The organism is Bradyrhizobium centrolobii (assembly GCF_001641635.1).
In the GTDB taxonomy this organism is placed as follows: Bacteria; Pseudomonadota; Alphaproteobacteria; order Rhizobiales; family Xanthobacteraceae; genus Bradyrhizobium; species Bradyrhizobium centrolobii.
The window spans coordinates 51,332-78,265 of record NZ_LUUB01000063.1; the positions used below are offsets into that span (position 1 = coordinate 51,332).

The 26,934-nt window shown below is 66.5% G+C and carries 19 protein-coding genes; 4 read left to right on the forward strand and 15 right to left on the reverse strand.

Features of this window, described 5'->3' with window-relative positions; all coding sequences use genetic code 11:
* The first annotated feature begins 30 nt into the window (after positions 1 to 30).
* On the forward strand, positions 31 to 771 hold the full coding sequence (locus AYJ54_RS20340) for a metallophosphoesterase family protein (RefSeq protein WP_063701773.1): 741 nt from the start codon (positions 31 to 33) through the stop codon (positions 769 to 771).
* Between the two features lie 161 nt (positions 772 to 932).
* Here AYJ54_RS20340 and trxA read toward each other — a convergent pair whose 3' ends face one another.
* The 11 genes from trxA to ubiE all read right to left on the reverse strand — a co-directional run bounded on the left by trxA (position 933) and on the right by ubiE (position 18,053).
* The gene (gene trxA, locus AYJ54_RS20345; protein WP_008540017.1) at positions 933 to 1,253 is read right to left on the reverse strand and encodes a thioredoxin; all 321 of its coding nucleotides are present in this window, start codon (positions 1,251 to 1,253) and stop codon (positions 933 to 935) included.
* Positions 1,254 to 1,320: 67 nt separating this feature from the next.
* Positions 1,321 to 4,830 (reverse strand): double-strand break repair helicase AddA, encoded by a 3,510-nt coding sequence (gene addA / locus AYJ54_RS20350; protein ID WP_063701576.1) that lies wholly within the window; start codon positions 4,828 to 4,830, stop codon positions 1,321 to 1,323.
* Positions 4,824 to 7,970 carry a double-strand break repair protein AddB gene (gene addB / locus AYJ54_RS20355; protein ID WP_063701577.1) on the reverse strand — a complete coding sequence of 1,049 codons (3,147 nt, stop codon included), beginning with the start codon at positions 7,968 to 7,970 and terminating at the stop codon, positions 4,824 to 4,826. The genes addA and addB overlap by 7 nt, the downstream gene beginning before the upstream one ends.
* A gap of 337 nt (positions 7,971 to 8,307) precedes the next feature.
* Positions 8,308 to 9,030: a nucleotidyltransferase family protein gene (locus AYJ54_RS20360; RefSeq protein WP_063701579.1), complete on the reverse strand. Its 723-nt coding sequence runs from the start codon at positions 9,028 to 9,030 to the stop codon at positions 8,308 to 8,310.
* 112 nt (positions 9,031 to 9,142) lie between these two features.
* Complete coding sequence (locus tag AYJ54_RS20365) at positions 9,143 to 9,460, reverse strand: PilZ domain-containing protein (RefSeq protein ID WP_063701581.1); 318 nt, start codon at positions 9,458 to 9,460, stop codon at positions 9,143 to 9,145.
* 90 nt (positions 9,461 to 9,550) lie between these two features.
* Positions 9,551 to 11,074, reverse strand: a complete 1,524-nt coding sequence (tsaE, locus tag AYJ54_RS20370; RefSeq protein ID WP_063701583.1) for a tRNA (adenosine(37)-N6)-threonylcarbamoyltransferase complex ATPase subunit type 1 TsaE — start codon at positions 11,072 to 11,074, stop codon at positions 9,551 to 9,553.
* The gene (locus tag AYJ54_RS20375) at positions 11,071 to 13,575 is read right to left on the reverse strand and encodes a sensor histidine kinase (protein ID WP_063701585.1); all 2,505 of its coding nucleotides are present in this window, start codon (positions 13,573 to 13,575) and stop codon (positions 11,071 to 11,073) included. Before AYJ54_RS20375 ends, tsaE begins: the two co-directional genes overlap by 4 nt.
* Positions 13,576 to 13,766: 191 nt before the next feature.
* On the reverse strand, positions 13,767 to 14,225 hold the full coding sequence (gene dut, locus AYJ54_RS20380) for a dUTP diphosphatase (protein WP_063701587.1): 459 nt from the start codon (positions 14,223 to 14,225) through the stop codon (positions 13,767 to 13,769).
* A complete protein-coding gene (gene coaBC / locus AYJ54_RS20385) occupies positions 14,222 to 15,664 on the reverse strand; it encodes a bifunctional phosphopantothenoylcysteine decarboxylase/phosphopantothenate--cysteine ligase CoaBC (RefSeq protein ID WP_063701589.1) in 1,443 nt (480 codons plus the stop codon). Before coaBC ends, dut begins: the two co-directional genes overlap by 4 nt.
* A 56-nt stretch (positions 15,665 to 15,720) precedes the next feature.
* A complete protein-coding gene (gene ubiB, locus AYJ54_RS20390; protein WP_063701591.1) occupies positions 15,721 to 17,295 on the reverse strand; it encodes a 2-polyprenylphenol 6-hydroxylase in 1,575 nt (524 codons plus the stop codon).
* Entirely contained in the window at positions 17,292 to 18,053 is a 762-nt protein-coding gene (gene ubiE / locus AYJ54_RS20395) for a bifunctional demethylmenaquinone methyltransferase/2-methoxy-6-polyprenyl-1,4-benzoquinol methylase UbiE (protein ID WP_063701592.1), read from the reverse strand. Before ubiE ends, ubiB begins: the two co-directional genes overlap by 4 nt.
* Positions 18,054 to 18,134: 81 nt before the next feature.
* On the opposite strand from ubiE, the gene mutM reads away from it, so the two are divergent.
* The gene (gene mutM / locus AYJ54_RS20400; protein ID WP_063701594.1) at positions 18,135 to 19,016 is read left to right on the forward strand and encodes a bifunctional DNA-formamidopyrimidine glycosylase/DNA-(apurinic or apyrimidinic site) lyase; all 882 of its coding nucleotides are present in this window, start codon (positions 18,135 to 18,137) and stop codon (positions 19,014 to 19,016) included.
* 130 nt (positions 19,017 to 19,146) lie between these two features.
* On the opposite strand, the gene AYJ54_RS20405 is transcribed toward mutM, so the two are convergent.
* Positions 19,147 to 19,890 carry a ParA family protein gene (locus tag AYJ54_RS20405; RefSeq protein WP_063701596.1) on the reverse strand — a complete coding sequence of 248 codons (744 nt, stop codon included), beginning with the start codon at positions 19,888 to 19,890 and terminating at the stop codon, positions 19,147 to 19,149.
* A 241-nt stretch (positions 19,891 to 20,131) separates the two neighbouring features.
* Between AYJ54_RS20405 and ggt the strand changes: the two genes are divergently transcribed.
* On the forward strand, positions 20,132 to 21,811 hold the full coding sequence (gene ggt / locus AYJ54_RS20410) for a gamma-glutamyltransferase (protein WP_063701598.1): 1,680 nt from the start codon (positions 20,132 to 20,134) through the stop codon (positions 21,809 to 21,811).
* A 150-nt stretch (positions 21,812 to 21,961) separates the two neighbouring features.
* Here the strand turns inward: ggt and AYJ54_RS20415 are convergent, their stop codons facing one another.
* Both AYJ54_RS20415 and AYJ54_RS20420 read right to left on the reverse strand, forming a co-directional pair.
* The gene (locus AYJ54_RS20415) at positions 21,962 to 23,443 is read right to left on the reverse strand and encodes an aldehyde dehydrogenase (RefSeq protein ID WP_063701600.1); all 1,482 of its coding nucleotides are present in this window, start codon (positions 23,441 to 23,443) and stop codon (positions 21,962 to 21,964) included.
* A 119-nt stretch (positions 23,444 to 23,562) separates the two neighbouring features.
* A complete protein-coding gene (locus AYJ54_RS20420) occupies positions 23,563 to 24,924 on the reverse strand; it encodes a serine protease (protein ID WP_063701775.1) in 1,362 nt (453 codons plus the stop codon).
* A 90-nt stretch (positions 24,925 to 25,014) separates the two neighbouring features.
* On the opposite strand from AYJ54_RS20420, the gene AYJ54_RS20425 reads away from it, so the two are divergent.
* Positions 25,015 to 25,818, forward strand: coding sequence for a HesA/MoeB/ThiF family protein (locus AYJ54_RS20425; protein WP_063701601.1), 804 nt, complete (start codon positions 25,015 to 25,017; stop codon positions 25,816 to 25,818).
* A 9-nt stretch (positions 25,819 to 25,827) separates the two neighbouring features.
* On the opposite strand, the gene AYJ54_RS20430 is transcribed toward AYJ54_RS20425, so the two are convergent.
* Positions 25,828 to 26,835: an aldo/keto reductase gene (locus tag AYJ54_RS20430; RefSeq protein ID WP_063701603.1), complete on the reverse strand. Its 1,008-nt coding sequence runs from the start codon at positions 26,833 to 26,835 to the stop codon at positions 25,828 to 25,830.
* Positions 26,836 to 26,934: the final 99 nt, after the last annotated feature.

Sequence of the window (26,934 nt, forward strand, 5' to 3'; positions counted from 1 at the left end):
TGCGTCCGGGGCACGAGCTTGAGGATGACGATGCGTTTTGCCGCGATTGCCGACGTCCACGGAAACTATCTCGCGCTGGAGGCGGTCCTCGCCGACATCCGCGCCCAGGGCATCGTGGACATCGTCAATCTGGGCGACATGCTGAGCGGCCCGCTTGACGCCCGACGCACCATCGATATCCTGATTAATCTCGACGCCGTGCATGTGCTCGGCAATCACGACCGCTATCTCCTCGACCGGCCGCCCGAGAAGATGGGCTCGTGGGACCGTCCCGCGCATGCGCAGCTGGATGTCGCGCATCTCGGCTGGCTGCGCGCGCAGCCAATGACGCGTGTATTCCGTGAGCAGGTCTTCCTCTGCCATGCGACGCCCGACAATGACGAGGTCTATTGGCTCGATACCGTGCACCCCGACGGCACCGTCGCAATGTCACCGCTCGATCGCATCGAGCTGCTCGCGCGGGGCATCACGCAATCTCTGATTCTCTGCGCCCATACGCATCTTGCCCGCGCCGTGCGGCTTCGCGACGGCCGGCTGATCGTCAATCCCGGCAGCGTCGGCAGCCCCGGTTATCGCGACAAGCATCCGTTCCCACATGTCGTCGAGGCCGGCACGCCGCACGCGCGCTACGCCGTTCTCGAGCTGGCAGGTGGTGTCTGGCAGGTGACGTTCCGCCATGTGGCCTACGATCACGAGGCAATGGCCGCGCTCGCGCGCCGCAACGGCCAGCCGGAGCTTGCGAATGCGCTTGCGACCGGGTGGATCAGGTAGCCGTCGCCGACGCGAAGCCCGGATGGCGCGAAGCGAAATCCGGGATTGTGCCACAAGCGATGAAAGGCCCCGGATTACGCTTCGCTCCATCGGGGCTACAGGCAAAACAAAACGGCCGGCATGACGCCGGCCGTTGCATAACCCTTCGTACGCGAAACGGATCAGACCGCGGACGTGATCCACTGCTGGAGCTTCGCCTTCGGCGCGGCGCCGACCTGACGGGAGGCCATCTCGCCGCCCTTGAAGATCATCAGGGTCGGGATCGACATCACGCCATACTTCGACGCGGTCTTCGGGCTCTCGTCGACGTTGAGCTTGACGATCTTGACCTTGTCGCCCATCGCGCCGGCGATCTCGTCGAGCGCGGGTGCGATCATGCGGCAAGGGCCGCACCATTCGGCCCAGAAATCGACGACCACCGGGCCGTTCGCCTTGAGCACTTCGGCTTCGAAATCGGCGTCGGAAACCTTGCTAACGGCCATTGGAGTACCTCACTCGGTTAAAAGAATCGGCGCGACGTGGAATCGCGCCCGGGATCATGGCGTCAACCTATGAACGGCCCCTTGCCGGGTCAAGGATGCTCACGCCGACATGAAGGGATGCCAGCGCCGCGTCCAGCGCGGGGGCTGAAATCTCCATGTATTCAAGGGCCTCGGTCCAGAGCAGGACGGCCCGGATCGGCTTTTGGGGATAAAGGCGGGCGAGCACCGCCCGGTACAGCGCAAGCTGCCGGACATAGGCCGCGGGCGCTTCAGTGGCGCTCCTCGGAGCCACCTGATTGGTCTTGAAATCGACGATCAGGACCTCGCTAGGGGTGACGACTAGCCTGTCGATCTGGCCAGACACCAGCGCCGGCGGCCGGCCCGGCCGCTCCAGCCGGCCGACGATGGCGACCTCCGCCCGGCTGCCGATGGCAAAGACGGGCGCGAAGCGCGGCTCGGCGATCAAGGCAAGAACCTTGTCGGCCAGCGCGGCGCGATCGACCTCCGCCCAGTCCGCGGCATTGCGCGCCATGAAGCCGAGCGCGGCCTCGCGCCGGCGCTCGGCGGCGATGTCGGGCAGCGACTGCAAGAGCCGGTGCACCAGCGTGCCGCGCTGCAGCGCCAGCGCGCGGCACTGGACCGATTCGCCGGTCCGGACCGCGCGGCCTTGGTCCGTGGCTTGCCCGGAGGGGCGCACCGGATCGTCCTCGACCAGCTCTCGGCGCGCCGGCGACCGCAGCCAGTCAGGCAGATCGATCTGCTCGGCGGTCGTCTTCGCCGGAACGCCCAGCGCCGCTGCGTCCTCCGGCCGCGCGAATCGCGTCACCGGACCATGCGGCGTCTCGACCGTCTGTTTCTGAAGGCCCGAGCCGGTGAGCCCCGTGTCGATCAGGTCGTACCAGCTGAGCTTGCGGACCGTTTTCATGTTGCCGGGCATGCAGCCGCCGACGATCAGCCGGTCGGCCGCCCGCGTCATCGCGACATAGAGCAGCCGGCGGTATTCGTCTTCGGTCTCGGTCAGCATCGCGGTGCGCGCCGCGACGACCGGCTTCGGATCGTCTGCTTTCCGTCCGGCCCAGACCACCACCTCGCCGCTATTGCCGTGCGGCACGTGGATCAGCCGCAGCCGCTGCGTGTCCGCGGGCGAGGACGTCGTGTCGACCATGAACACGACGGAGGCCTCCAGGCCTTTTGCACCGTGCACGGTCATCACCCGCACCTCGTCGCGCGAAATCTCCATGTCGCGCTTCACCTCGGTGTCGGCCGAGCGCAGCCAGGCCATGAAGCCCTGCAGCGAGGCCGGCGCCTTGCGCTCATAGTTCAGCGCGAGCTCCAGGAATTCGTCGAGCGCGTCGTTGGCCTCGTGGCCGAGCCGCCGCAGGATGCGTGCGCGTCCACCGTCGCCCCCGAGCAACCAGGCATAGAAGGCGAACGGCGTCTCGTCGCGCGCGCGGGCCTCGCAGGCCTCCAGGCGCCGCAGCGCCGTGGCGAACTTCTCGCTTCCAGCCGCGTGTTCGCCGAGCGCGCGGCGCAGCGATCCCTTGCGGTCCCAGGCGAGCGTGAACAGGTCGTCATCGTCGAGCCCGAACAGCGGGCTCTTCAGCGCGACCGCGAGCGCCAGATCGTCCTGCGGCAGCAGCAGCGCATCGGCGAGGTTCATCAGGTCGATGATCGCGATATGCTCGGTGAGTTTCAGCCGGTCAGCGCCCGCGACCGGAATATTGGCGTGCTTCAGCGCCTGGATCACGGCATCGAATGCGTTGCCGCGCCGGCGCACCAGGATCAGCATGTCACCATAGCGCAGCGGCCGGCGTTCGCCCTCGTGCCCCGTCAGCGTGCCGCTCTCCACCAGCCGCTTGATCTCGGCCTGGATACGGCGGGCGAGTTTTACTTCGGGACTGGTGACGGAGACACCGTCGAACGGCGCACGCCAGCCCTCGATGTCCTGCCTGTCGTCGGCTTCAGCAAGGTCCCACAGCTCGATCACGCTTGGACCGGCATCGCTCAGCGCATTGTGCAGGGGATGGCCGATCTCGATCGCATGGATGCTCTTGTAGATCTCGGGCTCGCGGAAGACGTGATCGACCGAGTGCAGGATCGTCGCGCCCGAGCGGAACGAATAGGTGAAGGCCACGGGATCGAATTTCAGCCCGGCGGCGGTGAACTTGCGGTGCAACTCGCGCCGGCGCGCGTCGAATTCGTGGGGTGCCGCGCCCTGGAACGAGAAGATCGACTGCTTCTCGTCGCCGACGGCGAAGATGGTGCGATTGAGCCCCTCGCGCGCGCCTTCGCCGGAGGTGAACTCGGAGATGATGTGCGCGACGATGTCCCATTGCCGCGGGCTCGTGTCCTGGGCCTCGTCGATCAGGACATGATCGACGCCGCGGTCGAGCTTGTAATGCACCCAGCCCGAGGTGACGCGGTTCAGCATCGCCAGCGTCTTGTCGATCAGGTCGTCATAGTCGAGCAGCCCGCGCTCCTGCTTCTCGCGCCGGTAGTTCGCGGCAGCGGCAGTCGCGATGTGCAGGAGCGCCTCGGTACGATCGCGCACCGTCACCGCGCGGCGCTTCTCGATCAATCCGCCCAGGCGTTGCGCCTCGGCCTCGAACAGGCGCGCGACGGACGGATTGTGATCGCCGAATTTCTTGGTCAGCACCGCCTTGCGCGGCAGCTTGTCGTCGGTGAGGAAAACGCCGAGATAGGCGTCGACCTGCGCGCTGCCCGAAAACACCTTTGCCTCGCGGAGGCGTTCGGCCTGGGTTTTGTCGGTAGAGGTGCCATCTTCCAGCGCGAAGGCGATGTCGTCCCAGCGCGATCGCGGCAGGAACGGGCCATCGAGGATCTCGTTCTCGATGTCCTCGATGCGGTCGCTCGCGTCCACGCCCAGTACCGTCGCCATCTGTGCGGCCGCGGCTTGGGCGTTGCCGGCCTCGTCGGTCCAGGCCATGAAATGATCGCGGCTCAGACAAGCCTCGCGCACGACCTCCTTGAAGGTCACGTCGGCGGCATTCGCCATCGCGGTCAGAAGCGCGCGGCCGGTGACGCTCTCCGGATCGCGCGCGGCATCCAGCAGCACCTTCAGGTTGGCGCGCTCCATCATGTCGGTTTGGTCGCGCTCGTCGATGACGGCGAAGCGCGCCGGCACGTTGGCCTCGAACGGAAACTGCTGGAGCAACCGCGTGCACAGCGCGTGGATGGTTTGAACCTTCAATCCGCCCGGTGTCTCCAGCGCGCAGGCGAACAGCTTTCGCGCCTCGCGGCGCAGCTTTGCACTGGGGTGGGGAATGCCGGCCGCACGGATCGCCGCATCCAGCGCGTCATCGTCCAGCGTCACCCAATGACCAAGTGTGGTGAACACGCGCTCGGCCATATTGGCGGCGGCGGCCTTGGTGAAGGTGATGCAGAGGATCTTTTCCGGCGGGACGCCCGACAGCAGCAGCCGGATCACGCGCTGCACCAGCACATGCGTCTTGCCCGAGCCTGCATTGGCCGACACGAAAGCCGACGCGGTCGGATCCGACGCGCGCGCCTGCGTGGCGCGCACGGCATCGGGAATGGGACGTGGGGCCTTTACCATTCCTCGATCCCCAATCCGCCGGCCGCGGACCATTCCTTGATCCGCGCGAGATCGTCATAGGCGCCGTAGCGGCTGGTCCACATCGGCAGGCTCAGCGACGTGTAGGGCTGATTCTCGTCCTCGAAGGCGCGGATCAGCGCCTCCAGCTTGGCCCTAGCGTCGGCAGCTGCGGTGTCCGGCGGCTGCGGCGTGTCGCCCGGCTTGATCCTGAGCTCGAGGATGCGCTCCTCGCCCGGCGGATTGTTGCCGCTCAGGCGGACATAGACGAGCTGGCTCACCGACGCGCCCGCGTCGATGTCGGGGAAGCCGCCCTCGCGCAGGATCGCTGCTTCCAGCGTGAGCTGCGGCGACAGGCCCATGCGCACCTGCTTGCCGGTCGGCGGCTGGCCGGTCTTGTAGTCGAGGATGGCATAGCCGCCGCCCTGGCGCCGCTCGATGCGGTCGGCACGGGCGGAGAGGCGGAAGCTGCGGTCATTGTCGAGCGGGATCGAGATCTCGCCATGGGTCTCCGCGGTGATCGCCTCGATCACGTCGCGGCGCGCCGTCTCCCATTCGCCGAACCAGCGCGCGATGCGCTGGAAGCGTGGCCACCACAGCGCCCGCGCCTCGGGGCGCTCCATCAGCGGCGCAAAATACTTTTCGCCGATCGCGCGCAGCACGCGCGCGGGATCGTCAGGCAGACGCGTTGCGTAGCTTTCGGTGAACTCGCCGAGGGCATCGTGGATCGCCGAGCCGCGGTCGGCGGCCGAGAGCGGCATGTCAACGGGATCGAGCGCATCGAGCCGGAGGATGTGCCTGGCGTAGATCGTATAGGGATCGCGCAGCCAGTCCTCGATTGCGGTGACCGACATTTTGAGCGGCCGCGTCGCGCGCGGCGGCCGCGGCTCGGGCTGCTTGATCGGCCTGACCTCGGCGGGCTGGTCCAGCGCGCCCGCGAACTGCACATATTTCTCGCCGGCCCGCTTCGCCGCCTTCCAGTGCGCGGCGCCCGCGACCGCTTCGAGCCGGTGCAGGAAGCGTGAGGCCACGGCCGGTGCTCCGCCGGCCTTGGCGGCATGGGTGAGGATGACTTCATCGGCGCCGAGCAGTTGCGCAAAGTCATGCGCAGAGAGGCCGATACGCCGCTCCGGCAGATCGAGGCCGAGCTCGTGCCGCATCGGCCGGCTCAGCCAGGGATCGATGCGCGGCGCAGGAGGCCAGACCCCCTCGATCAGGCCACCGACGATGATGCGGTCGGCCTGCATCAGGCGCGATTCCAGCGGGCCGTAGATCTGGAGCCGCGCGCCCGGCTTGTCCGGCCGCCGCACCGCGCGATCTCCGAACGCAGTCTGGAATACGTCCGCGTAGTCCGGCAGCGGAACCATCAATCCGCTCGTCGTCCCGCCGCGCAGGAGATCATCGAACGCGGCAACAAGCGCGAGTCCCTCGCGCTCCTCGAAGGCCAATGGAATGCCCTGCTCGTCGCGCGACAGCTCGATAAGGATCTCGCGGTGCCGGTGTGCGAGCTCGGCGAAGTCATACGGCTTCGACGACGCCAGGCTTTCGATCGGCGCCAATGCCGTTTGCAAGGCCGCGATCAGCGCCTGGATGCGATCGAGATCTTCTGCCTTGAGACGCGCGCGAGGCTCCGCGCGGTGCAGCGCGGAGGCCTCACCGCGCCACAGCTTTGCCAGCTCCTCGCGGAAGCGGTTGAATTCGCGTATCAGGCCGGCCGTGCCCGCTGGCGGCCGCGTGCCGCGCAACACCGCGAGCTCCAGGCCTTCGATGGCCATTTTCCACGCGCCCGTTGCGCGGCCGAGCCGGCACAGCGGGTGCTTCAGCATCGCCAGCAGCGTCGGTGGTTCCAAACCTTTGGTCGCCGCCTCCGCCGCGAGGCGCGCAAAGATGCCGGCGGAGGTTTCCATCAGCACGTCGCCGCCGGAATCGTCGAAGGCGAGATCCCATCGAGTCAGCGCGGCCATCACCCGCCGCGCCAGCGCGCGGTCCGGCGTCACCAGCGCCGCCGATTTGTCGAGATGGCGCGCCTCGCGCATCGCGATGGCGATCGCGAGCGCTTCCATCTCGGGGTTGGGTGCCTCGACGACCGCGAGATTCGTCATGCCGCCGGCGATCCTGGCGGCCACGTCAGGCTGCTTCAGCCGATCGTGCCAGATCTCCGTCTTGGCGGATGGCCGCATCGATTCGGACGCCAGGAGATCGCGGCCGCCTTCCGCCGCCGGCTGAAGGAGTTCGACATCGCTGCGCTTTATGCCGAACCGCTGCAACAGCGCGTGCATGGCATATTGCGGATGGTTCGAGGCCGGATGTTCCGCGAACTTGCCGAGCGCATCGCGCACGCCGCCGATGATCCGCCACGCGTCCTCGTCGAGATCGGTGTCGAGGCCCGGCAGCACCACCGCGCCATGCGGGAGCGAAGCGACGGCATGGAGGAATTTTGCGGTGGCCGGCATCGAGCCGGTCGAGCCGGCCGCGATCACGGGACCCGCGGGATGCGCGGTCAGCCGTTTTGCTTCCGCCGCAATCAGAAGATCGCGCCGTGCCGCGGGCTCGATCCTGTTGATTTCGGCGAGATGATTGGGCCAGGCGATGCGCGCGATGCGCAGGAATTCGAGCGAATGCTGCCAGTATTGGTCGAGCTGGTCCGGCACGAGGCCATCGAGCGCGCTCCAGTCGACGCCGCGCGTGACCATGTCATCTATCAGGCGCGCGAGATCGCCGGCGAGTGCGAGCGTCGAAGCGGGGCCGCCGACGACCAAAGGCGCCAGCACCGGACCCGTGGCCCAGGCCGCGACCAGCCGCGCCAGCGTCAGCCGCCGCTCGAGCTCGCCGAGCCGCGGTGGAATGTCGAGCGGTGTCGCGCCGGAAAACTGCTCAGCCTCGTCAGCGAAGGCCAGCGCATCCTCGTCAATATCGCCGAGCGCGACGATGCGCGGCAGGACCGCCGCGTCCGCCTTCATCTCGTCAAGGAAGATCTCACGGACGACGCGCATCGCGCGCCGGGTCGGGAGATACAGCATGGCGTCGGCAAGTCGCGCCGGCTCCTTCCGCGCCTCGAATCCCTCGACCAGCCGGCCGTCGAGCAGAGCCGACACGACCGTGCGCAGGAATGGAACTGAGACTGGAACGCTGTAAACGCGCATGGGCTGCCTGATTCGGGAATCAGGCGCCAATATAGGGAGGGAGCCTCAAATGGTCATGCGCGAGACCAAGGTGTTCCCCGTTGTTCGCAGCATCTCATGGGGTCGGCAAAGGCGCGCTTGCGCCGTGCCACCACATCTCGCGTCCGGGTTTCAGCTTAAGCGGTGGGCACGCTTCGCTTTGCCCACCCTACGATTCTGGCGCTTTTTTCCGCGCTGTCATCATCCGCGAAGGCGGATGATCCAGTATTCCAGAGACGGTAGAGATTCAATGGAGAAGCCGCGGCGTACCGGATGCCCCGCCTTCGCGGGGCATGACGATGCCACGAGCGGCGCAGCGCTAGACCACGCTCTCCAGAAACGCCTCTTCCGCCGCGTGCACGGCGTCGGGCGTGCCGACATGCATCCAGACGCCGTCGAGCCGCAGCCCGAACAGCCGCTCCTGATCATTGGCGCGGTCGAACATCTTCGTCAGCGAGAACTCGCCCTTCGGCGCGTCGGCGAAGATCGACGGTGACAGGATCGCCGCGCCCGCATAGACGAACGGAACGACCTCTTTTTCCTTGCGCTTGCGCAGGGCGCCGTCGGGCAGCATGCCGTAATCGCCGCGACCGCTGTAGCCGATGCTGGTTGCGGTTGGCGCCATCAAGAGCAGGATGTCCATCCGCGCGGGATCGAAGTTCTCGGCAAGCCGTGCGAGATTCGAGCGCACGCCGTCGATCCACAGCGTGTCGGAATTGACATGGAAGAACGGTGCGTTGCCCAGCAGCGGCAGCGCCTTGACCACGCCGCCGCCGGTGCCGAGCACCTGGTCACGCTCGTCCGAAATGGTCACGCGCGGCTGCTGGCGGCCCGCGACGTGATTGATGATCTGGTCCGGCAGATAGTGCACATTGACGACCGCTTCGGTCACGCCGGCCTGGTCGAGCTTGTCGAGCACATGATCGAGCAGGGGTTGCCCGGCCACCGACACCAGCGGCTTCGGCATCTTGTCCGTCAATGGACGCATGCGCAGACCAAGCCCTGCGGCGAGCACCATGGCTTTGGTCGGTTTGACGGACATCCCAGGCTTTCTCAGACTCTCGAATTTCGCGGTCGCAGCAATCCTAGCACGGTTCGGCGAGCCTCGACCGCCTTAATCACCCGACGTGACGTTTGTACGACGGGTGTTGCCGTCACGCTCCAACGGATGTGGAACGCACCTTTTTCTTCCTGTCGCCCAGCTTGAGGAAATTGACGCCGATCTGGTCGCCATTGACCCAGGCAAGCTCGCAGCGCCGGTACGCAAGTCCGGTCGACGACAGCAGCAGAAAGAATTCCCTCAGATGCAAGCCTTCGACGGAGCCGTCGATGGTCAGCTTGGCGCCGGTCTCGGAGACGTCCTCCATGGTGCAGTCGCGCCGCCAGGTGCCGTCGATCCCCATCATCTGGGCCGGTATCCCGCGCTCGAAGACAACCCGGTTGCCGCCGCGCTGATCGGTCCTCGCCGCCATCTGTCCTTGCTCCAGCCCCGTTCTTATCCGGCTGCCCCGCCGCCCAGACTACGGGCGCCTTGGCTAACAGCCGGTAAATCGGGCCTCTCGTCAGGATGGTGGCGGCGGAACGTTGGCGAGGTACCAGTCGCGCAAATGGGCCAGCGCAGGATGGGCCAGCGAGCGTTGCAGGTAGGTCCAGATCCGCGGCTGGTGACGCAGGTAGTGCGGCTTGCCGTCGCGGCGGTTGAGCCGGGCAAAGGTGCCGAGCAGCCGCGTGTTCCGCTGCGCCGACATGATGGCGTAGAGCTCGGCGAAGCCGGCCGGATCGAAGTTTGCGTCCTGCGTGCGGCGCGTCTTGATGTAGCGCGACAGCAGCGTCAGCTCGAGGCTTTCGGGCACGTCGATGCGGGCGTCCTGGAGCAGCGACACGACGTCGTAGGACTTCGGGCCGAGCACGGTGTCCTGGAAATCGATCACGCCGACACGCTCGATGCCGGCGCGGTCGGCAAGCCAGATCATATTGGGCGAGTGGAAGTCGCGCAGCACCCAGGTTTTCGGCGCGGCCATCGGCTTCTGCAACAGCTCGCGCCACATCGCGAAGAATTCGGCGCGTAAATCGTCACTGAGCGGAGCATTGCGGTCGGGCAGATACCACTCCGGCATCAATCCGATTTCGATCAGGAGTGCGTCGGTATCAAAGACCGGAATGGTGTAGATCGCATCTCCTGCCAGCTTCAGCGTCTCCGGCAGTGTCTTCGCGTGCAGCGCGGCCAGCATGTCGGTCGCCGCTTCATAGCGCTCGGCGATCGGCTGGGCCGGATCGCCTTCGATCACCCCTTCGCTGCCAAAATCCTCGGTGATCAGGAAGCCGTGGTCGAGATCGGCGTGGTGGATCACGGGCGCGGAGATGCCCTGCGCACGCAGGCCCTCATCGATGGCAACGAAGGGTTTGACGTTCTCGGCGAGATGCACCGCGGCGCTGTAGGATTTCCCATTGTAGATCGCGGCCCCGTCCGGCCGCTGCGGAAAATTCATGAGGATGACGACGCCGTCGTCGCGCATCAGCCGCGCATAGGAACGGGTCGAGGCGTCGCCGTTCATGCGCCGGCGCGTCGCGTCGATATAGCCGGACGCATTGAGGAATTCGCGCAGCGCCTTCAGGCGCGCGACTTGGGCGGCGCCCTTGCCGTAGCCGGTGATGTCGGCGGCGCGCGCGGTCGAGCCCTGCGCCGGCCGGTGCGTCAGCGCGATGTCAATGCGGTCCTCGGGCATCGCCGACGGCGCGCGCTCCGGCCATTCGATCAGCACGAGCGTGCCTTCCGGTAGCGGCGACAGTCCGATCTCCTCGAGCTCGCTCTCGTCTTCCACGCGGTAGAGATCGGCGTGCAGCACCGGGAAGGGCGGCAGCTCATAGCCCTGCACCAGCGTGAAGGTCGGGCTCGGCACTTCCAGCGCCTCATCATCGGCGAGATAGCGGATCATGGCGCGCGCCGCTGCGGTCTTGCCGGCACCGAGATCGCCCGACAGCGTGATGAGGTCGCCAGGTCCGACCAGCAACGCGAGATCGGCCATCAGCTGCGCGGTGGCCGTCTCGTTGACAAGAGCGACGGAGAATGTGGCCGGTATGGTCATTCGGCGGCGTCGCGATGCGCCGCCTGGTCGGTCGGGAAGTCGCAGATCACGACCGTACCCCTGCCGACGATCGAATCCACCCGCACCCTGCCGCCATGCAGCTCGACGAAGGAGCGCACCAGCGACAGGCCGAGTCCGGCCCCGCGGTGACGCGAGCCCTGCGAACGGCTTTCGAACCAGTTGAACACCTTGTCCTTCATGTCGGCAGGTATTCCAGGCCCGGAATCTGTCACTGTGAAGACCACGCTGCGCTCGGTGCGGCGCGCGCTGATGCCGACGGCCGAATCCTGTGGAGAAAACCCGACGGCGTTGGCGAGGAGGTTATAGAGCACCTGCACCACGCGTTTCTCGTCGCCGACGAAGCTGCCGACATCGGGCGCGATCTCGACCTTGAGGCGGATGCGGTCGGTGGCGAGCCGGTCCTGGATACCCTCGGCGGCGAGCTCGATGGCCTTGCTGACGTCGACCGGGCCGAGTTCCAGCTTCATCGCGCCGGCGTCGATGGTCGCGAGATCGAGGATGTTGTTGGTCAGCGCCAGCAGCGCATTGGTCGATTTGGTGACGTAGTCGAGATATTCGGCCTGTTTCGGCGTCAGCGGCCCGGTCGAGGGATCGCTGAGGAAGTGCGCGAAGCCGATGATGGTGGTGAGCGGCGAGCGCAGCTCGTAGGAGACGTGGTGGACGAAATCCACCTTCATTTGGTCGGCCGCTTCCAGCGCCTCGTTGCGTTCGCGCAGCGCCCGCTCGACATTCTCGGTGTCGGTGATGTCCTGGAACGTCAGCATGGTCGCGCCGTCTGGCAGCGGCCGGATCATGCCATCGAGCACGCTGCCGTCCTTGCGCTCCAGCTTCAGCGGCACGTCGCCGCGGTTCTCGATCGAGGTGATGGCCTCGCGGATCTGGCGCCAGACGACGGGATCGTCGAACAGCTGATGGCACCAGCCTTCGACGGTCTGGATATGCGGCTCCTCGCGCAGCGCCTCGTTCGACAATTTCCACATCCGGGCAAAGGCCGGGTTGAACAACTGCGCCTTGCCGTTGCTGCCGAACACCGCCACGCCCTCGGCGAGGCTGTCCAGCGTCTCGCGCTGGACCCGGATCAGGCCGTCGAAGCGCCGGGCAAGGTCGAGGCTCTCGGTGACGTCGTCGAACAGATAGGTGACGCCGCCTTCCGGGTTCGGCGTGGTGACGACGGAGAGCGCGCGACCGTCGGGCAGGAACCAGGTGTCCTGGGCGGCCTCGACCGCGCGATAGGCCTCGTGCAGTTTTGCCTTCCAGGCGCGGAAGTCCGGCTGCTCCGGCAGCTTGCGTGCGGCGCGGAGCTGGTCGAGCACGCTGGAATCATCGGGATTGCTGTCGAGGAAAGTGCGGTCGAGATCCCACAGTCGCCGGTAGGAGTCGTTATAGAAGGCGAGCCGCCGCTGGCCGTCGAACACGGCAACGCCCGAGGAGAGCTGGTCCAGCGTGCGGCGGTGCGCTTCCGCCATGCGGACCAGCGCCGAGCTCAGCGCATCCGCCTCGCTGGCGTCGATCGCAACGCCGACGCTGCCGCCGCCGACATTGACGGCGCGCACGTCATAGATGCGGCGCTCGCCGCCGATCACGATCGGCAGCCGCGAGGTGAAGTGAGCTGCCTCCTTCAGGCTGCGCTCCATGGCGGTGCGGTCGGCGCTGTCGAGCAGTTCGAGCTTGCGGTCGTAGGCGTCGGTGACGCTGGTTGCCTCGGTCGCGCGCACATAGGCGGGGTTGGCGTAGGCCAGCGCGCCGTTCTCGGCCTTGGCCCAGATCGGCCACGGGGCCGCCGCGGCAAAGCCGCGCAGCATCTCGGTCTCGTCGAGCAGCGCCTTGTGGTGGAGGCTGGTCTCAGCCAGTTCGCGCCGCAGGCCTGAGAGTTCGCGAATCCTGACGATGGCCTGGCCGCCGATGGCACGGCCGATGGCCTCGAGCGTGTGGCCATTGGCGGTGGTCAGGGTGAGCTGGAACCCGTCGCCATGGTCGCGAAGGGCATCGACGGCGTGATCCATCCGGAGTGCCGGTTCCGGCGGCAGCCAGGTTCCGAAAGCGAGGACGCGCTGCGGAGATGAGTCGCGCGGCAGCACCATGGAGATGTCACCGGAGATCTGCGCGCGGTTGTCGCCGGCCGGCCAGGAGATCAGGATCTGCGGCTCGGCGAACAGCAATGCGCCGAAGCGGTCGGCCTGGAGTTGCAGTTCCGCGATCCGCGCGTGCAGCCGCGCCTCGTTCTTCGCCGTGCGGACGCGCGTGCGCATCAACAGGATCGCGGCCACGACCGAGAAGCCGAGCAGCGCCAGCGCGGTGGTCAGCACCGCGATTTCCTGCCGGTTGAAGTCCAGCATTATGGAGAGTGTGTCGACGAGGTCGGCGGCCTGAGCCGGCGCAGCCGGCAGCAACGCCGCGAGGGCGCTCCCAAATAGGCCGTTGCGCGCCAGCGGTGTGCACGACAGCAGCGTCCGACGCATCGACACGATCACGCCTGACATAATTGCCCCAAGACCGCACGAATTTACGCGCGACGACTTTCCCCCGCCGCACGCGAATCAAAGGACAATATCCTTAAGCTGACTCGACCGGTAAGAGTCCAGATCGTGAACGCAAAGGCGGCCCCACAAAAATGCCGGCCGCGCGGTTCCCGCCCATGGTCCCGCGGTGATTCGGGTGGAATTGCGGCGTGTTAGCGGCCGGTCGAGCCGAAACCGCCGTCGCCGCGATGCGTCGCCGACAGCGCGGCCACCGGAACCAGCGTGGCCTGCACCACGGGCGCGATCACCATCTGCGCGATGCGCTCGCCGCGCTTGATCACAAAGGGAGCGTCGCCGTGATTGATCAGGATGACTTTGATCTCGCCGCGGTAGTCCGCATCGATGGTTCCGGGCGAGTTCAGCACGGTGACGCCATGCTTGGCGGCGAGCCCGGAGCGCGGCCGCACCTGCGCCTCGTACGCGGCCGGCAATGCGATCGCGAGCCCCGTTGGCACCAGCGCATACTTGCCGGGCGCGAGCGTCAGAGGCTCGTCCTCCGCAACCGCCGCCATCAGGTCGAGGCCGGCGGCCTCGGCCGTCTGATAGGCGGGCAGCGGCAGGCCATCGGCATGGGCCAGGCGTTGCAGTTCGACCGTGACTGTCGTGCTCAAGATGCGGGCTCCAGAGATTTGTCGGCCACGCTCTTTACGACATGCGCAATCAGTTCGGTGGCGACCTGTTCCTTGGTCATCACCGGCCAGGAATCAACCGCGATCTCACCATTCTTGCGGCTGATCAGATGAACGGTGTTGCGGTCGCCGCCCATCACGCCGGTTGCGGGCGAGACGTCGTTTGCGACGATCCAGTCGCAGCCCTTGCGCTGTAGCTTGGACTTGGCGTTGTCGATGAGGTGCTCGGTCTCGGCGGCAAAGCCGATCACGAGCGGCGGGCGTTTGCCGATCAGCTTCGAGATCGTGGCGAGGATGTCGGGGTTCTCGACGAGCTGGAGCGGCGGCATGCCGGCGGACGTCTTCTTCAGCTTCTGCTCGCCTTCATTGGCGACGCGCCAGTCTGCGACGGCGGCCGCGAAGATCGCGATGTCGACGGGAAGCGACGCCTGGACGTGCTCCAGCATCTGCCGTGCCGACTCCACATGCTTGACCGTGACGCCGTCGGGATCGTCGAGATCGACCGGGCCGCTCACCAGAATCACCTCGGCGCCCGCGGCTTGCGCGGCCGCCGCAATGGCAAAGCCCTGCTTCCCGGAGGAGCGGTTGGCGATGTAGCGGACCGGATCGATCGGCTCATGCGTGGGACCCGCGGTGATCAGCACGCGCTTGCCGGCGAGCGGGCGTGGCACCGGCGGCCGCAGCAGGCGCTCGGCGGCAGCGGCGATCTCGATCGCCTCGGACATGCGGCCGACGCCGGCTTCGCCGGCTTCCGCCATCTCGCCGGAATTGGGCCCGATCAGCACCACGCCGTCGCGCTGAAGCTGCGCCACGTTGCGCCGCGTCGCCGCGTTGTTCCACATCAGCGGATTCATCGCCGGCGCCAGCAGGATCCTGCGGTTGGTGGCGAGCAGGATGGCGCTGGCGAGATCATCGGCATGGCCGTGAGCCATCTTGGCCATCAGGTCGGCGGTTGCCGGCGCCACCACGATCAGGTCGCAGTCCCGCGCCAGCCGGATATGGCCCGCATCGAATTCGCTCTGGGGGTCGAACAGGTCGGTGTAGACGCGCTCATGCGAGAGCGCGCTGACGGCCAGCGAGGTGACGAACTGCTGTGCTGCCTTGGTCAGCACGCAGCGGACCTCGATGCGACGTTCCTTCAGCCGGCGGATCAGGTCGAGGGACTTATAGGCCGCGATCCCGCCGCCGATGATCAGGGTGACGCTGGCCTCGGGAAGGGCGCTGGTGCGCTGGGAGGTGGGGGCCGGAGCAGCGACATCGGGCGGCGCCGCCAATGGCGTCAGCGGCTCCTCGCGGCCCTCGATCAGCTCGCGGAGGATGACCCGGACCTCTTCCTCGACCGACCTGCGGTTCTTGGCCGAGCGCAGGCGCAAATAGGTTTTGACGTTCTCGTCGAGCTTGCGGATGGTCAGGCTCGCCATGACGCCCTCCAGCACGAAATGATAGCGATGCTATCATTTCTATGATTGCAGTGCAATCATAGATTCCGGACGGCGATCAGGATGCCGATGAAGGTCGCGGCGATGATCCAGAGCGCCACGGTGCGCCACCGGTTCTTGCGGCCCTCGCTGCGGCCCATCGCCGCGATGCTCTCCGGCGACAGCCGCAGGCCCTCCCGCGTCATGATCTCGAGCTGCTCCAGCACCTTGACCGAGCGGGCGGCGATGTCGGGCACGTTCATCAGGACGCGGGCGAGGTCGCCGCTGCCAGCGAGCGCGCCCTGCACCCGGCCAATGGGTCCGAGATTGCGCTGGATCCATTCGCGCACCACGGGATCGGCGGTCTTCCAGATGTCGAGCCTGGGGTCGAAGCCGCGTGCCACGCCCTCGACCACCACCATGGTCTTCTGGAGCAGGATCAGTTCGGGCCGGGTGCGCATGTCGAACAGCCCGGTGACCTCGAGCAGCAGCGTGAGCAGCCGCGCCATCGAGATTTCCTCGGCGGTGCGGTTGTGGATCGGCTCGCCGATGGCGCGGATCGCCTGCGCAAAGTTCTCGACCGAATGGTGCGAGGGCACGTAGCCGGCCTCGAAATGAACTTCCGCCACGCGGCGATAGTCGCGGGTGATGAAGCCGAGCAGGATCTCGGCGAGGAAGCGCCGCTCCTTCAATCCCAGCCGGCCCATGATGCCGAAATCGATTGCGACCAGACGCCCCGCATCGTCCAGGAACAGGTTGCCCGGATGCATGTCGGCGTGGAAGAAGCCGTCGCGCAGCGCGTGTCGCAGAAAACTCTGGATGACCTTGCGGCCGAGATCGGGCAGGTCGACCTTCGCTTCCCGCAACCGCGCATGATCGTTCAGCGCGATGCCGTCGATCCATTCCAGCGTCAGCACGTTGTGCGTGGTGCGGTCCCAGTCGACCGTGGGAACGCGGAAATCCGGATCGTCCTGCGTATTCTCCGCCATCTCGGACAGCGCAGCCGCCTCTAGCCGCAAGTCCATCTCCATGGCCACCGACCGCGACATGGTGTTGACGACTTCGACCAGGCGCAGGCGCCGCGCCTCGGCCGAATAGATCTCGGCCCTGTGCGCGACGAAGAAGAAATCGGAGAGGTCGCGCCGGAAACGCGAGGCCACGTTGGGCCGCAGCACCTTGATCGCGACCGGCTTGCGGATGCCGTCGCGCAGCACCTCGCCGCGATGCACCTGTGCGATCGAAGCGGCTGCGACCGGCGGCCCGAAGCTCACGAACACGTCCTTCAGCGGACGCTCCAGCGACGTTGCGATCGCGGCTTCGGCGTCTTCCTGCGGAAACGGCGGCAGCCGGTCCTGGAGGCTTTCGAGGTCGCGCGCAATGACGACGCCGACGACGTCGGGGCGCGTCGCCAGGAATTGCCCGAGCTTCAGATAAGCGGGCCCCATCCGGGTCAGCGCGCGCGACAGTCGCGGTCCGTGCTTGGGGCCGCGCCGCTCGATGAGGCGTGCAAGCTTCAGCGCGAGCTGTCCGGGCGGCGGCACCAGACCCGGATCGACGGAACCGAACACGCCCTCACGCGCAAACACGAACGCGGCGCGGGTCAGGCGCGCAATGTGGGTGATGGCAGAGATCACAAACGCCAGCCCGAATGCAGTGCGACGATGCTGCCGGACAATGTCTGCCAGCTCACGCGGGCGAAGCCGGCATCGCGGATCATGTCGGCGAAGGCGTTGGGCTTCGGAAACTTGCGGATCGATTCGACGAGATATTGATAGGACTCGGCGTCGCCCGTCACCATCCGGCCGAGCGGCGGGATCACGTTGAAGGAGAACAGGTCATAGAGGCGGTCGAGCCCGGGTACCTCGACGGTGGAGAATTCCAGGCACAGGAAGCGGCTGCCCGGCTTCAGCACGCGATAGGCCTCGCGCAGGGCGAGATCGATCCGCGGCACGTTGCGGATGCCGAAAGCGATCGTATACGCGTCGAAGCTGCGATCGGCGAAGGCGAGCGCTTCGGCATTGCCTTCGACGAAGTCGACCTGGGTCTCCAGATGCCGCTTCGCAGCGCGCTCCCGCCCCACGGCCAGCATGTTGGCGTTGATGTCGCAGATCGTGGCGTGGAAGCCGGGGCCCGCCGCCTTGGCGGCGCGGAAGGCGATGTCGCCGGTGCCGCCGGCGACGTCGAGCAGCGCGAACGGCCGGTCGCTCCTGGGCGGATCGAGCGTGTTGATCATGATGTCTTTCCAGACCCGGTGCAGGCCGGCCGACATCAGGTCGTTCATCAGGTCGTAACGCGAGGCAACGCTGTGAAACACATCGTTCACCAGCGTCTGCTTGTCGCCCAGGGGGACGTCCCTGAAACCAAAATGCGTGGTGTCGCCCGGCCGATCCATTACTCTACTCCGCGAGGCGGACCATAGCGCGGCCGCCGCAATGGCGCTATCACACTGCCCTCATAAGGTGAATGCCTGACCATGCCCGAATTGCCCGAAGTCGAGACCGTCCGCCGCGGCCTCCAGCCCGTCATGGAGGGCGCCAGGATCCTCAATGCCGAGGCCCGCCGGGCCGATCTTCGCTTCCCTTTTCAGCCGGATTTCGTGGCCCGGCTCCAGGGCCAGATCGTCACGGGGCTCGGCCGCCGCGCAAAATATCTCATGGCCGATCTCGCCTCCGGCGACGTGCTGCTGATGCATCTGGGCATGTCGGGCTCGTTCCGTGTCATCAAGCCGGACAACGAGGCGGCGCCGGGCGAGTTTCACTATCCGCGCGGCAAGGACAGCACGCACGACCACGTGCTGTTTCGGATGTCCTCGGGCGCCGACATCGTGTTCAACGATCCGCGCCGCTTCGGTTACATGAAAGTGATCGCGCGCAACGCGCTCGATGAGGAGCCATTGCTGCGCGGGCTTGGCCCCGAGCCGCTCGGCAATGAATTCGATGCCGCGATGCTGGCGCGGTCATGCGCCGGCAAGACCACGAGCCTCAAAGCGTCGCTGCTCGACCAGCGCGTGGTGGCAGGGCTCGGCAACATCTATGTCTGCGAGGCGCTGCATCGCTCGCATCTGTCGCCGCGGCGGATCGCCGCCACACTCGCGACCAAGAAGGGCGAGCCGACCGATCACGCCAAGCGGCTGGTCGGCGCGATTCACACCGTGCTCAATGACGCCATCAAGGCCGGCGGCTCGTCGCTGCGCGACCATCGCCAGACGTCGGGCGAGCTCGGCTACTTCCAGCACTCCTTCAAGGTCTATGACCGCGAGGGCGAGACCTGCAAGACGCCGGGCTGCGGCGGCACCGTGAAGCGCTTCACCCAGAATGGGCGATCGACCTTCTGGTGCCCGAAATGTCAAAAGTGAGGGCCCGTATTCCCGCCTGAAAAGCGCGAAGCGAAGCAATCCGGCCGGGCTGGTGGCCGGATTGCTTCGTCGCTTTGGCGCTTCGACCGGAGGGCGAAGAGTCCGACTGCCGGCGGAGCGATCGCCCCGCTCAGGACGCCAGTGCCGTGATCTCGCCCGACGCGCGTTCGCCGGCGACGTGCAGCATGCCGTCCGCGGCCGAGATCACCTGGTCGATCAGCCGATTGGTCGTGACCTCGAGGTCGAGCCTTGTCTCGATCCAGCGCCAGAGGCGGCGGATCTCGTCCGCCGACTTGCCGTTCGGCGCGAATTCGCTGACGGCGAGGCCGGCGGCGAGCGAGTCCTGGTGGTCGTTGCGCATCACGATCAGCGGGCGCGCGAGCACGTCGGCGAGATCGAGCGATGCCTCTTCGGCAAGCACGTCGGCCGCATTGTCGATGCGCTGGCCGCGGATCGGGGTCTGGTTCAGCACGAAGCCGTAGGGCCGCTTCCAGGCGCGCGCGACGCTGAGCGTGGAGACTGTCGCCTCGATGTCGGCGACGCTCGGACGGGCCGGGATCAGACAGAGATCTGAATGACGGATCGCGGCGGTGGTTGCAGCGCTGAGGCCGGCCGCGGTGTCGACGATCGCAAGCTGGAGGCCGCTGTCCGCCAGCATTTTCAGGCGCGGCTCGATATGGGCGGCGTGATAGATCGGCTCGACGACAGGGTCCTCATTGCTGCGGCGGCGCTGCCAGTTGGACAGGGTGCCCTGCGGGTCGGTCTCGATCAGGCGGACGGTGAAGCCGGCCTGCCTGGCTGCCAGCGCGAGGCCGATGGCAAGCGTGCTCTTGCCGCTGCCACCCTTTTGGGTGGCCAGTACGATCGTATGCATGGAAGATGATTCCTTTGGAATGCTTGGGTCTTGGGTAACGCCACGCGAACGCGCATCGCTTCTCGATGCTGAGCTGTTCTCGCTCAGGACGTGCCCGGCCCGATCCAAAGGGGATCGCGGATGTCCGAATCAACGGTAATGATGATGGCAGAATAGGGGATGCCAGCTAATCCGTACCAATACTGGACCCGTAGTTGTGCGTATGATGTGCTCGCCGCCGCGAATAAGAGGGACAAGCAGCATGAGCAGCAATTGGCGGGACCGGACGGCAACCACCTTTGAATGCCAGAAAATGCCGGCGGTCTCGAGCCGCGGCATGGTGGTCAGCAACCATCCGCTGGCCTCCAGCGCCGGCGCGGAGATGCTGGCTGCCGGCGGCAATGCAATCGACGCCGCCATCGCAACGCTGTTCACGCTGACCGTGGTCGAGCCGATGATGGTCGGCATCATCGGCGGCGGCATGGCCCACATCCGGCTCGCCGACGGCAGCCATCGCTTCATCGACGGCCAGAGCACGGTGCCGTCGGCTGTGCGCGAAGATACTTACACGTCCAAGCCAGGCTCGGTGCATGACGTGTTCGACACCGTCGGCAACGAGAATCTCAACGGCCCGAAGGCGGTTGCGGTGCCGGGCTCGCTAAAAGCCTGGTGCGAGACGCTGCGCCGGTTCGGCACCATGCCACTCTCCGATGTCATGCAGCCCGCGATCAAGCATGCCGCGCGCGGCTATGCGGCGACGCCCTACCTGCACGAATGCATCGGCGAGAGCGCCGCGGAGATGCGCAAGGACAAGCCGATCGCGGCGGTCTTCCTGCCGAACGGCGAGCTGCTGAAGGTCGGCGAGAGGGTGGTGCAGGCCGAATATGCCGAGACGCTGCGCTATATCGCCGATCACGGCGAGAAGGCGCTCTATGAGGGGCCGCTCGGCGACATCCTCGTCGATTACATGGAGAAGACCGGCGGCTTCATCCGCCGTGCCGACCTGACCAACTACAAGACCGTCGAGCGGCAGCCGATCCGCGCCGACTATCGCGGCTGGACCATCCTTGGGCCACCACCGCCTGCGGCTTCTGGCGTGCATATCGCGCAAATGCTGAACATCCTGGAGGGCTACGACATCGAAAGTCTTGGCTTCGGCACGCCCGAGACCATCCACTACCTTGCCGAAGTCCTGAAGATCGCCTTTGCCGATCGCGCCGCGGCAAGCGGCGATCCTGACTATGTCGGCGTGCCCGTGGAGCGGCTGACCTCGAAGGCCTATGCCGAAGAGCGGCGCTGCGCCATCGATCCGGCGCGCGCGCAGGCCTGGGGCGCCGGCGTGTCGCAGCTCGAAGGCGCGCACACCACGCACATGACGGCCGCGGATACCTCCGGCAACGTGGTCGCGACCACGCAGACCATCAACAATCTCTTCGGCGCGAAGATATTGATCCCCGGCCTCGGCGCGATCGCCAACAACTACATGAACCTGTTCGATCCGCGTCCCGGCCATGCGCTGTCGCTGGCGCCGGGCAAGCGTGTCACCACCTCGATGTCACCGATGATGGCGCTACGCGACGGCAAGCTGCGCTATGCGCTCGGCCTGCCCGGCGGCAAGCGCATCTTCCCCAGCGCGATGCAGGCGCTGGTCAATTTGATCGACCACGGCATGAGCTTGCAGGAGGCGGTCGAGGCGCCGCGCGTGTGGACCGAGGGCAATGCGCTCGAGGTCGAGCAGGCAGTGCCGGAGAGCGTGCGGGCGAAGCTCGCGAGTATGGGCCACAGGGTCGACGCCGTCGCGACGGTGGCCGGCGGCATGAATGGCATCGCCTTCGACGACGACGGCTCCATGACCGGCGCCGCCTGCTGGCGCGCCGACGGCACGCCGGTCGGCATCTCCGGCGGCCTCGCGCGCAGCGGGGTTAGGTTCAGGCTGGGCTAGCTGGGACGAAGAAGGTACTCTCCCGCTTGCGGGGAGGGCTGGGGTGCTTCCGCGATCGAGATGCTCCCTCTGGAGAGAGCCCCCACCCGGCGCTTCGCGCCGCCCCCCGCAAGCGGGAGAGATGGGAGTGCTCCGCGGCTTCGCGACTCTTCAGCGCATGACGAACGGGTTGGCCGGAACATCCTGCGCGGTCGAGATCCAGACGCTCTTTGTCTCCAGATATTCGCGCACAGCGTGGATGCCGCTCTCGCGACCGACGCCGGAATGCTTCATGCCGCCGAACGGCATCATGTAGCTGATGGCCCGATAGGTGTTCACCCACACGGTTCCGGCGCGCAGTTGCTTCGGCACCCGCACGGCACGCGCGAGGTCGCGGGTCCAGATGCCTGCCGCAAGGCCGTAGATCGTGTCGTTCGCGATGCGAATGGCGTCTTCCTCGGTGTCGAAGGCGATGATCGAGAGCACCGGACCGAAGACTTCCTCGCGCGCGATCCGCATGGTGTTGTCGACATCGGCGAAAATCGTCGGCTCGACGAACTGGCCACCGGTGATGCCTTCGCCGGAGGCCGGCTTTCCACCGAGCAGGCAGCGTGCGCCTTCGGCGTTCGCGATGTCGATATAGTCCAGCACCTTCTTGTACTGCGCGGGCGTGGTGATCGGGCCGATATTGGTGTCCGGCTTCATGGGATCGCCGATCTTGGCGGAGCGTGCTAGCTCCAGCAGGCGTTCCACGAATTTGTCCTTGATCGAGCGCTGCACCAGAAGGCGAGATCCGGCGATACAGGTTTGGCCTGTCGCCGCGAAGATGCCGGAGACCGCGCCGGCGGCGGCCGCAGAGAGATCGGCATCCTCGAAGACGATATTGGGAGACTTGCCTCCGAGTTCGAGCGACACTCGTTTCAGGCTGCGCGCGGCGGTCTCGTAGACCCTGGCGCCGGTCGTGTCCGAGCCTGTGAAGGTGATCTTGGCGACGCCGGGATGCGAGATCAGCTCGCTACCGATCTCGGGACCGAAGCCTGTCACCACGTTGAAGATTCCATCCGGAATCCCGGCCTCCTTCGTCAAGGCCGCGAATTCCAAAGTGCTGGCCGACGTGAATTCCGATGGCTTGACGATGACGGCGCAGCCGGCCGCGAGCGCTGCTGCGCATTTCCATGCGACGAACAGAAGCGGGGAGTTCCAGGCGGTCAGCGCGGCAACGACGCCGACAGGCTCATGCGTCGTGTAGGCGAAGGTATCGGCCTTGTCGATCGGCACGAGGCCGCCTTCCAGCTTGTCGACGAGGCCGCCGAAATACCACCACCATTCGGGATGATAGCGGAGCTGGCCCAGCATCTCCGCCATGAGCTTGCCGTTGTCGCGCACTTCGATCTCGGCAAGACGCTCCGCATTTGCCGCCACGAGATCGCCGAGCTTGCGCATGACCTTGCCGCGTGCCGAGGCCGTCATCTTCGACCACGGGCCGCGCCACATCGCCTCGTCGGCGGCTTTCACCGCCTTGTCGGCATCCGCGGCCGAGCCGCGCGGGATCTTTGCCCAGGGCTTGCCCTGATAGGGGTCGATCGAATCGAACCATTCGCCATTGGCGGGGTCGACATACTGGCCGTTGATATAAAGCTGATAGGTTTTCATGAATTCCTCCCGTCCAGCCGCGTGGTGCCGGCGACCGGAGGAGGCTATCATGCCTTCCGTGACTCCGTTGCGGCGAAGCCACTCAAGCAAGTTTTGGCTGCTCTGCTTGACGCGCCAGTCTACTTCCGTACGCAGATCACACGCACGACGGCCGCCTTCGCATCCGTCGACGTGCCGTTCGTCGTGACACCATTCGCCTTCAGGAAATCGCGGACAGCCTCCGCGGACACCATCACGGCCTGTGACGCCGGCACCGCTGTCGCGGGTCCCGCAACCATCGCCGACTTCAACAGCGCGATGCCGGCGAACTTGCCGTCGCCATCGATCGCCGGGCTGCCGGAAAACCCGACGGCCGGCGGCGGAGACAGTGCGGAATCGCTGGCCGTGACTGGCGCCAGCGCGGCCTTGAGGCTTGAGACGCCGCCGGCACCGCCCTGGCTCTGCGGATCCGCGATGCCGACGATGTCGACATTCGTCCTCGCCGCGCCGCCTGCGAGGCTGAGCGGCTTCAGGCCGCGCACGCCGTAGATGTGCAGCAGCGCGAGATCGTGCTCCTTGTCCTCGGCGAGACGATCGGCATTGCCGTAGCCGCCGATCGTGATCGCCAGACAGTTGTCGGTGACCAGGCGGTCGGTGATGATCGCGCCGTCGTCGCTGACGACGATGCCGGTGCCGTATTCGACCGTCTTGCGCGGCGGCGGTCCGGCCATCGGACCAGACGGAAACGCATTGAAGGCGCTCGACATCGCGATCACGACCGGCTCGACGGTGTTTTCCATGGCCTGGTCGTAGAGGATCGTCATGATGCGGACCTCGTCGCCCTTGAAGGTGCCGCGCACGTAAAATTTCTTCAGTCCCTGAAGTCCCGACAGCACGAAGAAGTCCGGCTTCACGACGGTGTAGTCGACCTTGCGCCCCGCGGGCTCCTTCTTCTCCAGCTCTGCGAGCATCGCGGTGGTCGGGTTCGCCTCCTTGCGGCGGCTGAGCAGAACCTGCACCGTGCCGGTCGGCGAGGTCCATTTCGAGCCGTTGGCATCGGTGACCTGCTGCGGTACCAGCTTGCCGGGAATGCCGAGCCGTGCGCCGCTGGTCGGTTCCATCACGATCTTCCAGCCGACGCTCTCCTGCTTGCGCCGCGCGGTCTCCGCGAGCGCGGCGCGCTCCTGCGGATTGAGCACACCGGTCGGCTTGCCGCCCTTGGCTTTCTGATACTCCTTGATCGCGTTGACCATGCGCTCGCTGACGTCGCCGGTGATGGCGCCGTTATATTCGCCGACCCAGGCGAGGTCGGACTGGAGCGACAGCCGCTCCGCCTGCGCCATGGCGTCCGCCGTCTCCGACGGCGTCTGCAATGCGGGCGGGCGGATCGGAACGGTCTGGACCGTCTTCGGCTTGGTGCCGGGGATCTGCGGCGGCGTCATCTGGGCGTTCGCGCCTGCGGCAGCCGCGAACATCAGTGTTGCCGCAAGCATCGATCTCATGACAAATCCAGCAAGCCCATTGAACGTGATGGCATTGAAGCACATCTCGTTGGTCGCGAACAATCTCGGGGTGGTTCAGGAGTAGAGAAGGTGCTGAGCCCGGACGAACTCGAACGCTATGCCCGCCATATCGTGCTGCGCGATGTCGGCGGCCCGGGCCAGGCTGCGCTGAAGCGGGCCTCCGTGCTGGTGATCGGCGCCGGCGGGCTCGGCGCGCCGGCCCTGATGTATCTGGCCGCCGCGGGCGTCGGTACGCTCGGCGTGGTCGATGACGACGTGGTGTCGCTGTCGAACCTTCAGCGCCAGGTGATCCATACGACGCCCGATATCGGCCGCCACAAGGTCGAAAGCGCCGCCGAGCGCATCGCTGCGCTCAATCCGCATGTGCGCTTCGTTGGTCACGCCACCTGGCTCAATGCCGACAACGCGCTTTCGCTGATCGGCGACTACGATCTCGTGCTCGACGGCTCCGACAATTTCTCGACCCGCTATCTGGTCTCCGACGCCTGCTTCTTCGCGAAGAAGCCGCTGATCACCGCGGCGCTCGGTACGTTCGACGGCTCGCTCACCACCATCCGCGCGCATGAGAAGACCGCGGATGGTGCGTTCAATCCGACCTATCGCTGCCTGTTCCCGGAGGCGCCGCCGCCCGGCACGGTGCCGGCCTGTGCGGAGGCCGGTGTGATGGGTGCGCTCGCCGGCGTGCTGGGCTCGATGATGGCGCTGGAGGCGATCCGCGAGATCGTCGGCTTCGGCGACGGCCTGGTCGGCCGCCTCCTGATGATCGATGCGCGCGCGATGCGCTTCGAGACGCTGCGCTACACGCGCGATCCGGCCAATCCGCTCAATGGCGATGGGCCGGTCATCACTGACCTGAGCGCCCATCGCACCTGATTGCAGCCGTTACGCTGTGGCCGGCTTCTCGCTGTCGAGATGCGCCATCTGCTCGGCCGCGTAGCGCGTGCCCGAGGCGACGTCCGGCGGGAAGGCCTTTGCCAGCGCCGCAAGCTGAGCCGGCGTCAGCGTCACCTTGGTGGCACCGAGCGCCTCGGTGAGACGGTTGCGGGTGCGGGCGCCGACCAGCGGCACGATCTCCTTGCCCTGCGCCGTCACCCAGGCGATCGCGACCTGCGCCGGCGTTGCCCCGACGTCCGTGGCGATCGCGCGCAGCTGCTCGACCAGCGCGAGATTGGCGTCGAGATTCGCACCCTGGAAGCGCGGCGTCATCAGCCGATAGTCCCTGCCGACCTTGCCGCTATCCTTCGTCCAATGGCCGCTGATCAGGCCGCGCGACAGCACGCCATAGGCGGTGATGCCGATGCCGAGCTCGCGGCAGGTCTTGAGGATGTCGCGCTCGATACCGCGGGCGATCAGCGAATATTCGATCTGGAGATCGACGATCGGATGCACGGCATGCGCGCGGCGGATGGTGTCGGAGCCGACTTCGGACAGGCCGATATGCCTGATGTAGCCGGCCTTCACCATCTCGGCGATGCCGCCGATCGTCTCTTCGATGGGAACGTTGGGATCAAGCCGCGCCGGGCGGTAGATGTCGATGTAGTCCGTGCCGAGCCGTTGCAGCGAATAGGCGAGGAAGTTCTTGATTGCGGCCGGCCGGCAATCCATGCCGGCGAATTCGCCGGCGGGGCCGCGCAGCGCGCCGAACTTGACGCTGAGCTGCACTTTGTCGCGCTGGTGGTCCCTGAGCGCCTCGCGGACCAGCATTTCATTGTGGCCCATCGCGTAGAAGTCGCCGGTGTCGAGCAGCGTGATCCCGGCATCGAGCGCCGCGTGGACCGTGGCGATGCTCTCGCCGCGATCGGCCGGCCCGTAGACCTCCGACATGCCCATGCAGCCGAGACCGATGGCAGAGACGGTGGGGCCGGTTGAACCGAGTTTGCGCTGTTCCATGATGGCTCTCCTCGTAAAGGCGGCGGGCTGATTGCGCCGCGTGACGAGGGCAGATATGCGTCCGCTCCATTGCGCCGATAAGCTGGACAATCCAGAATG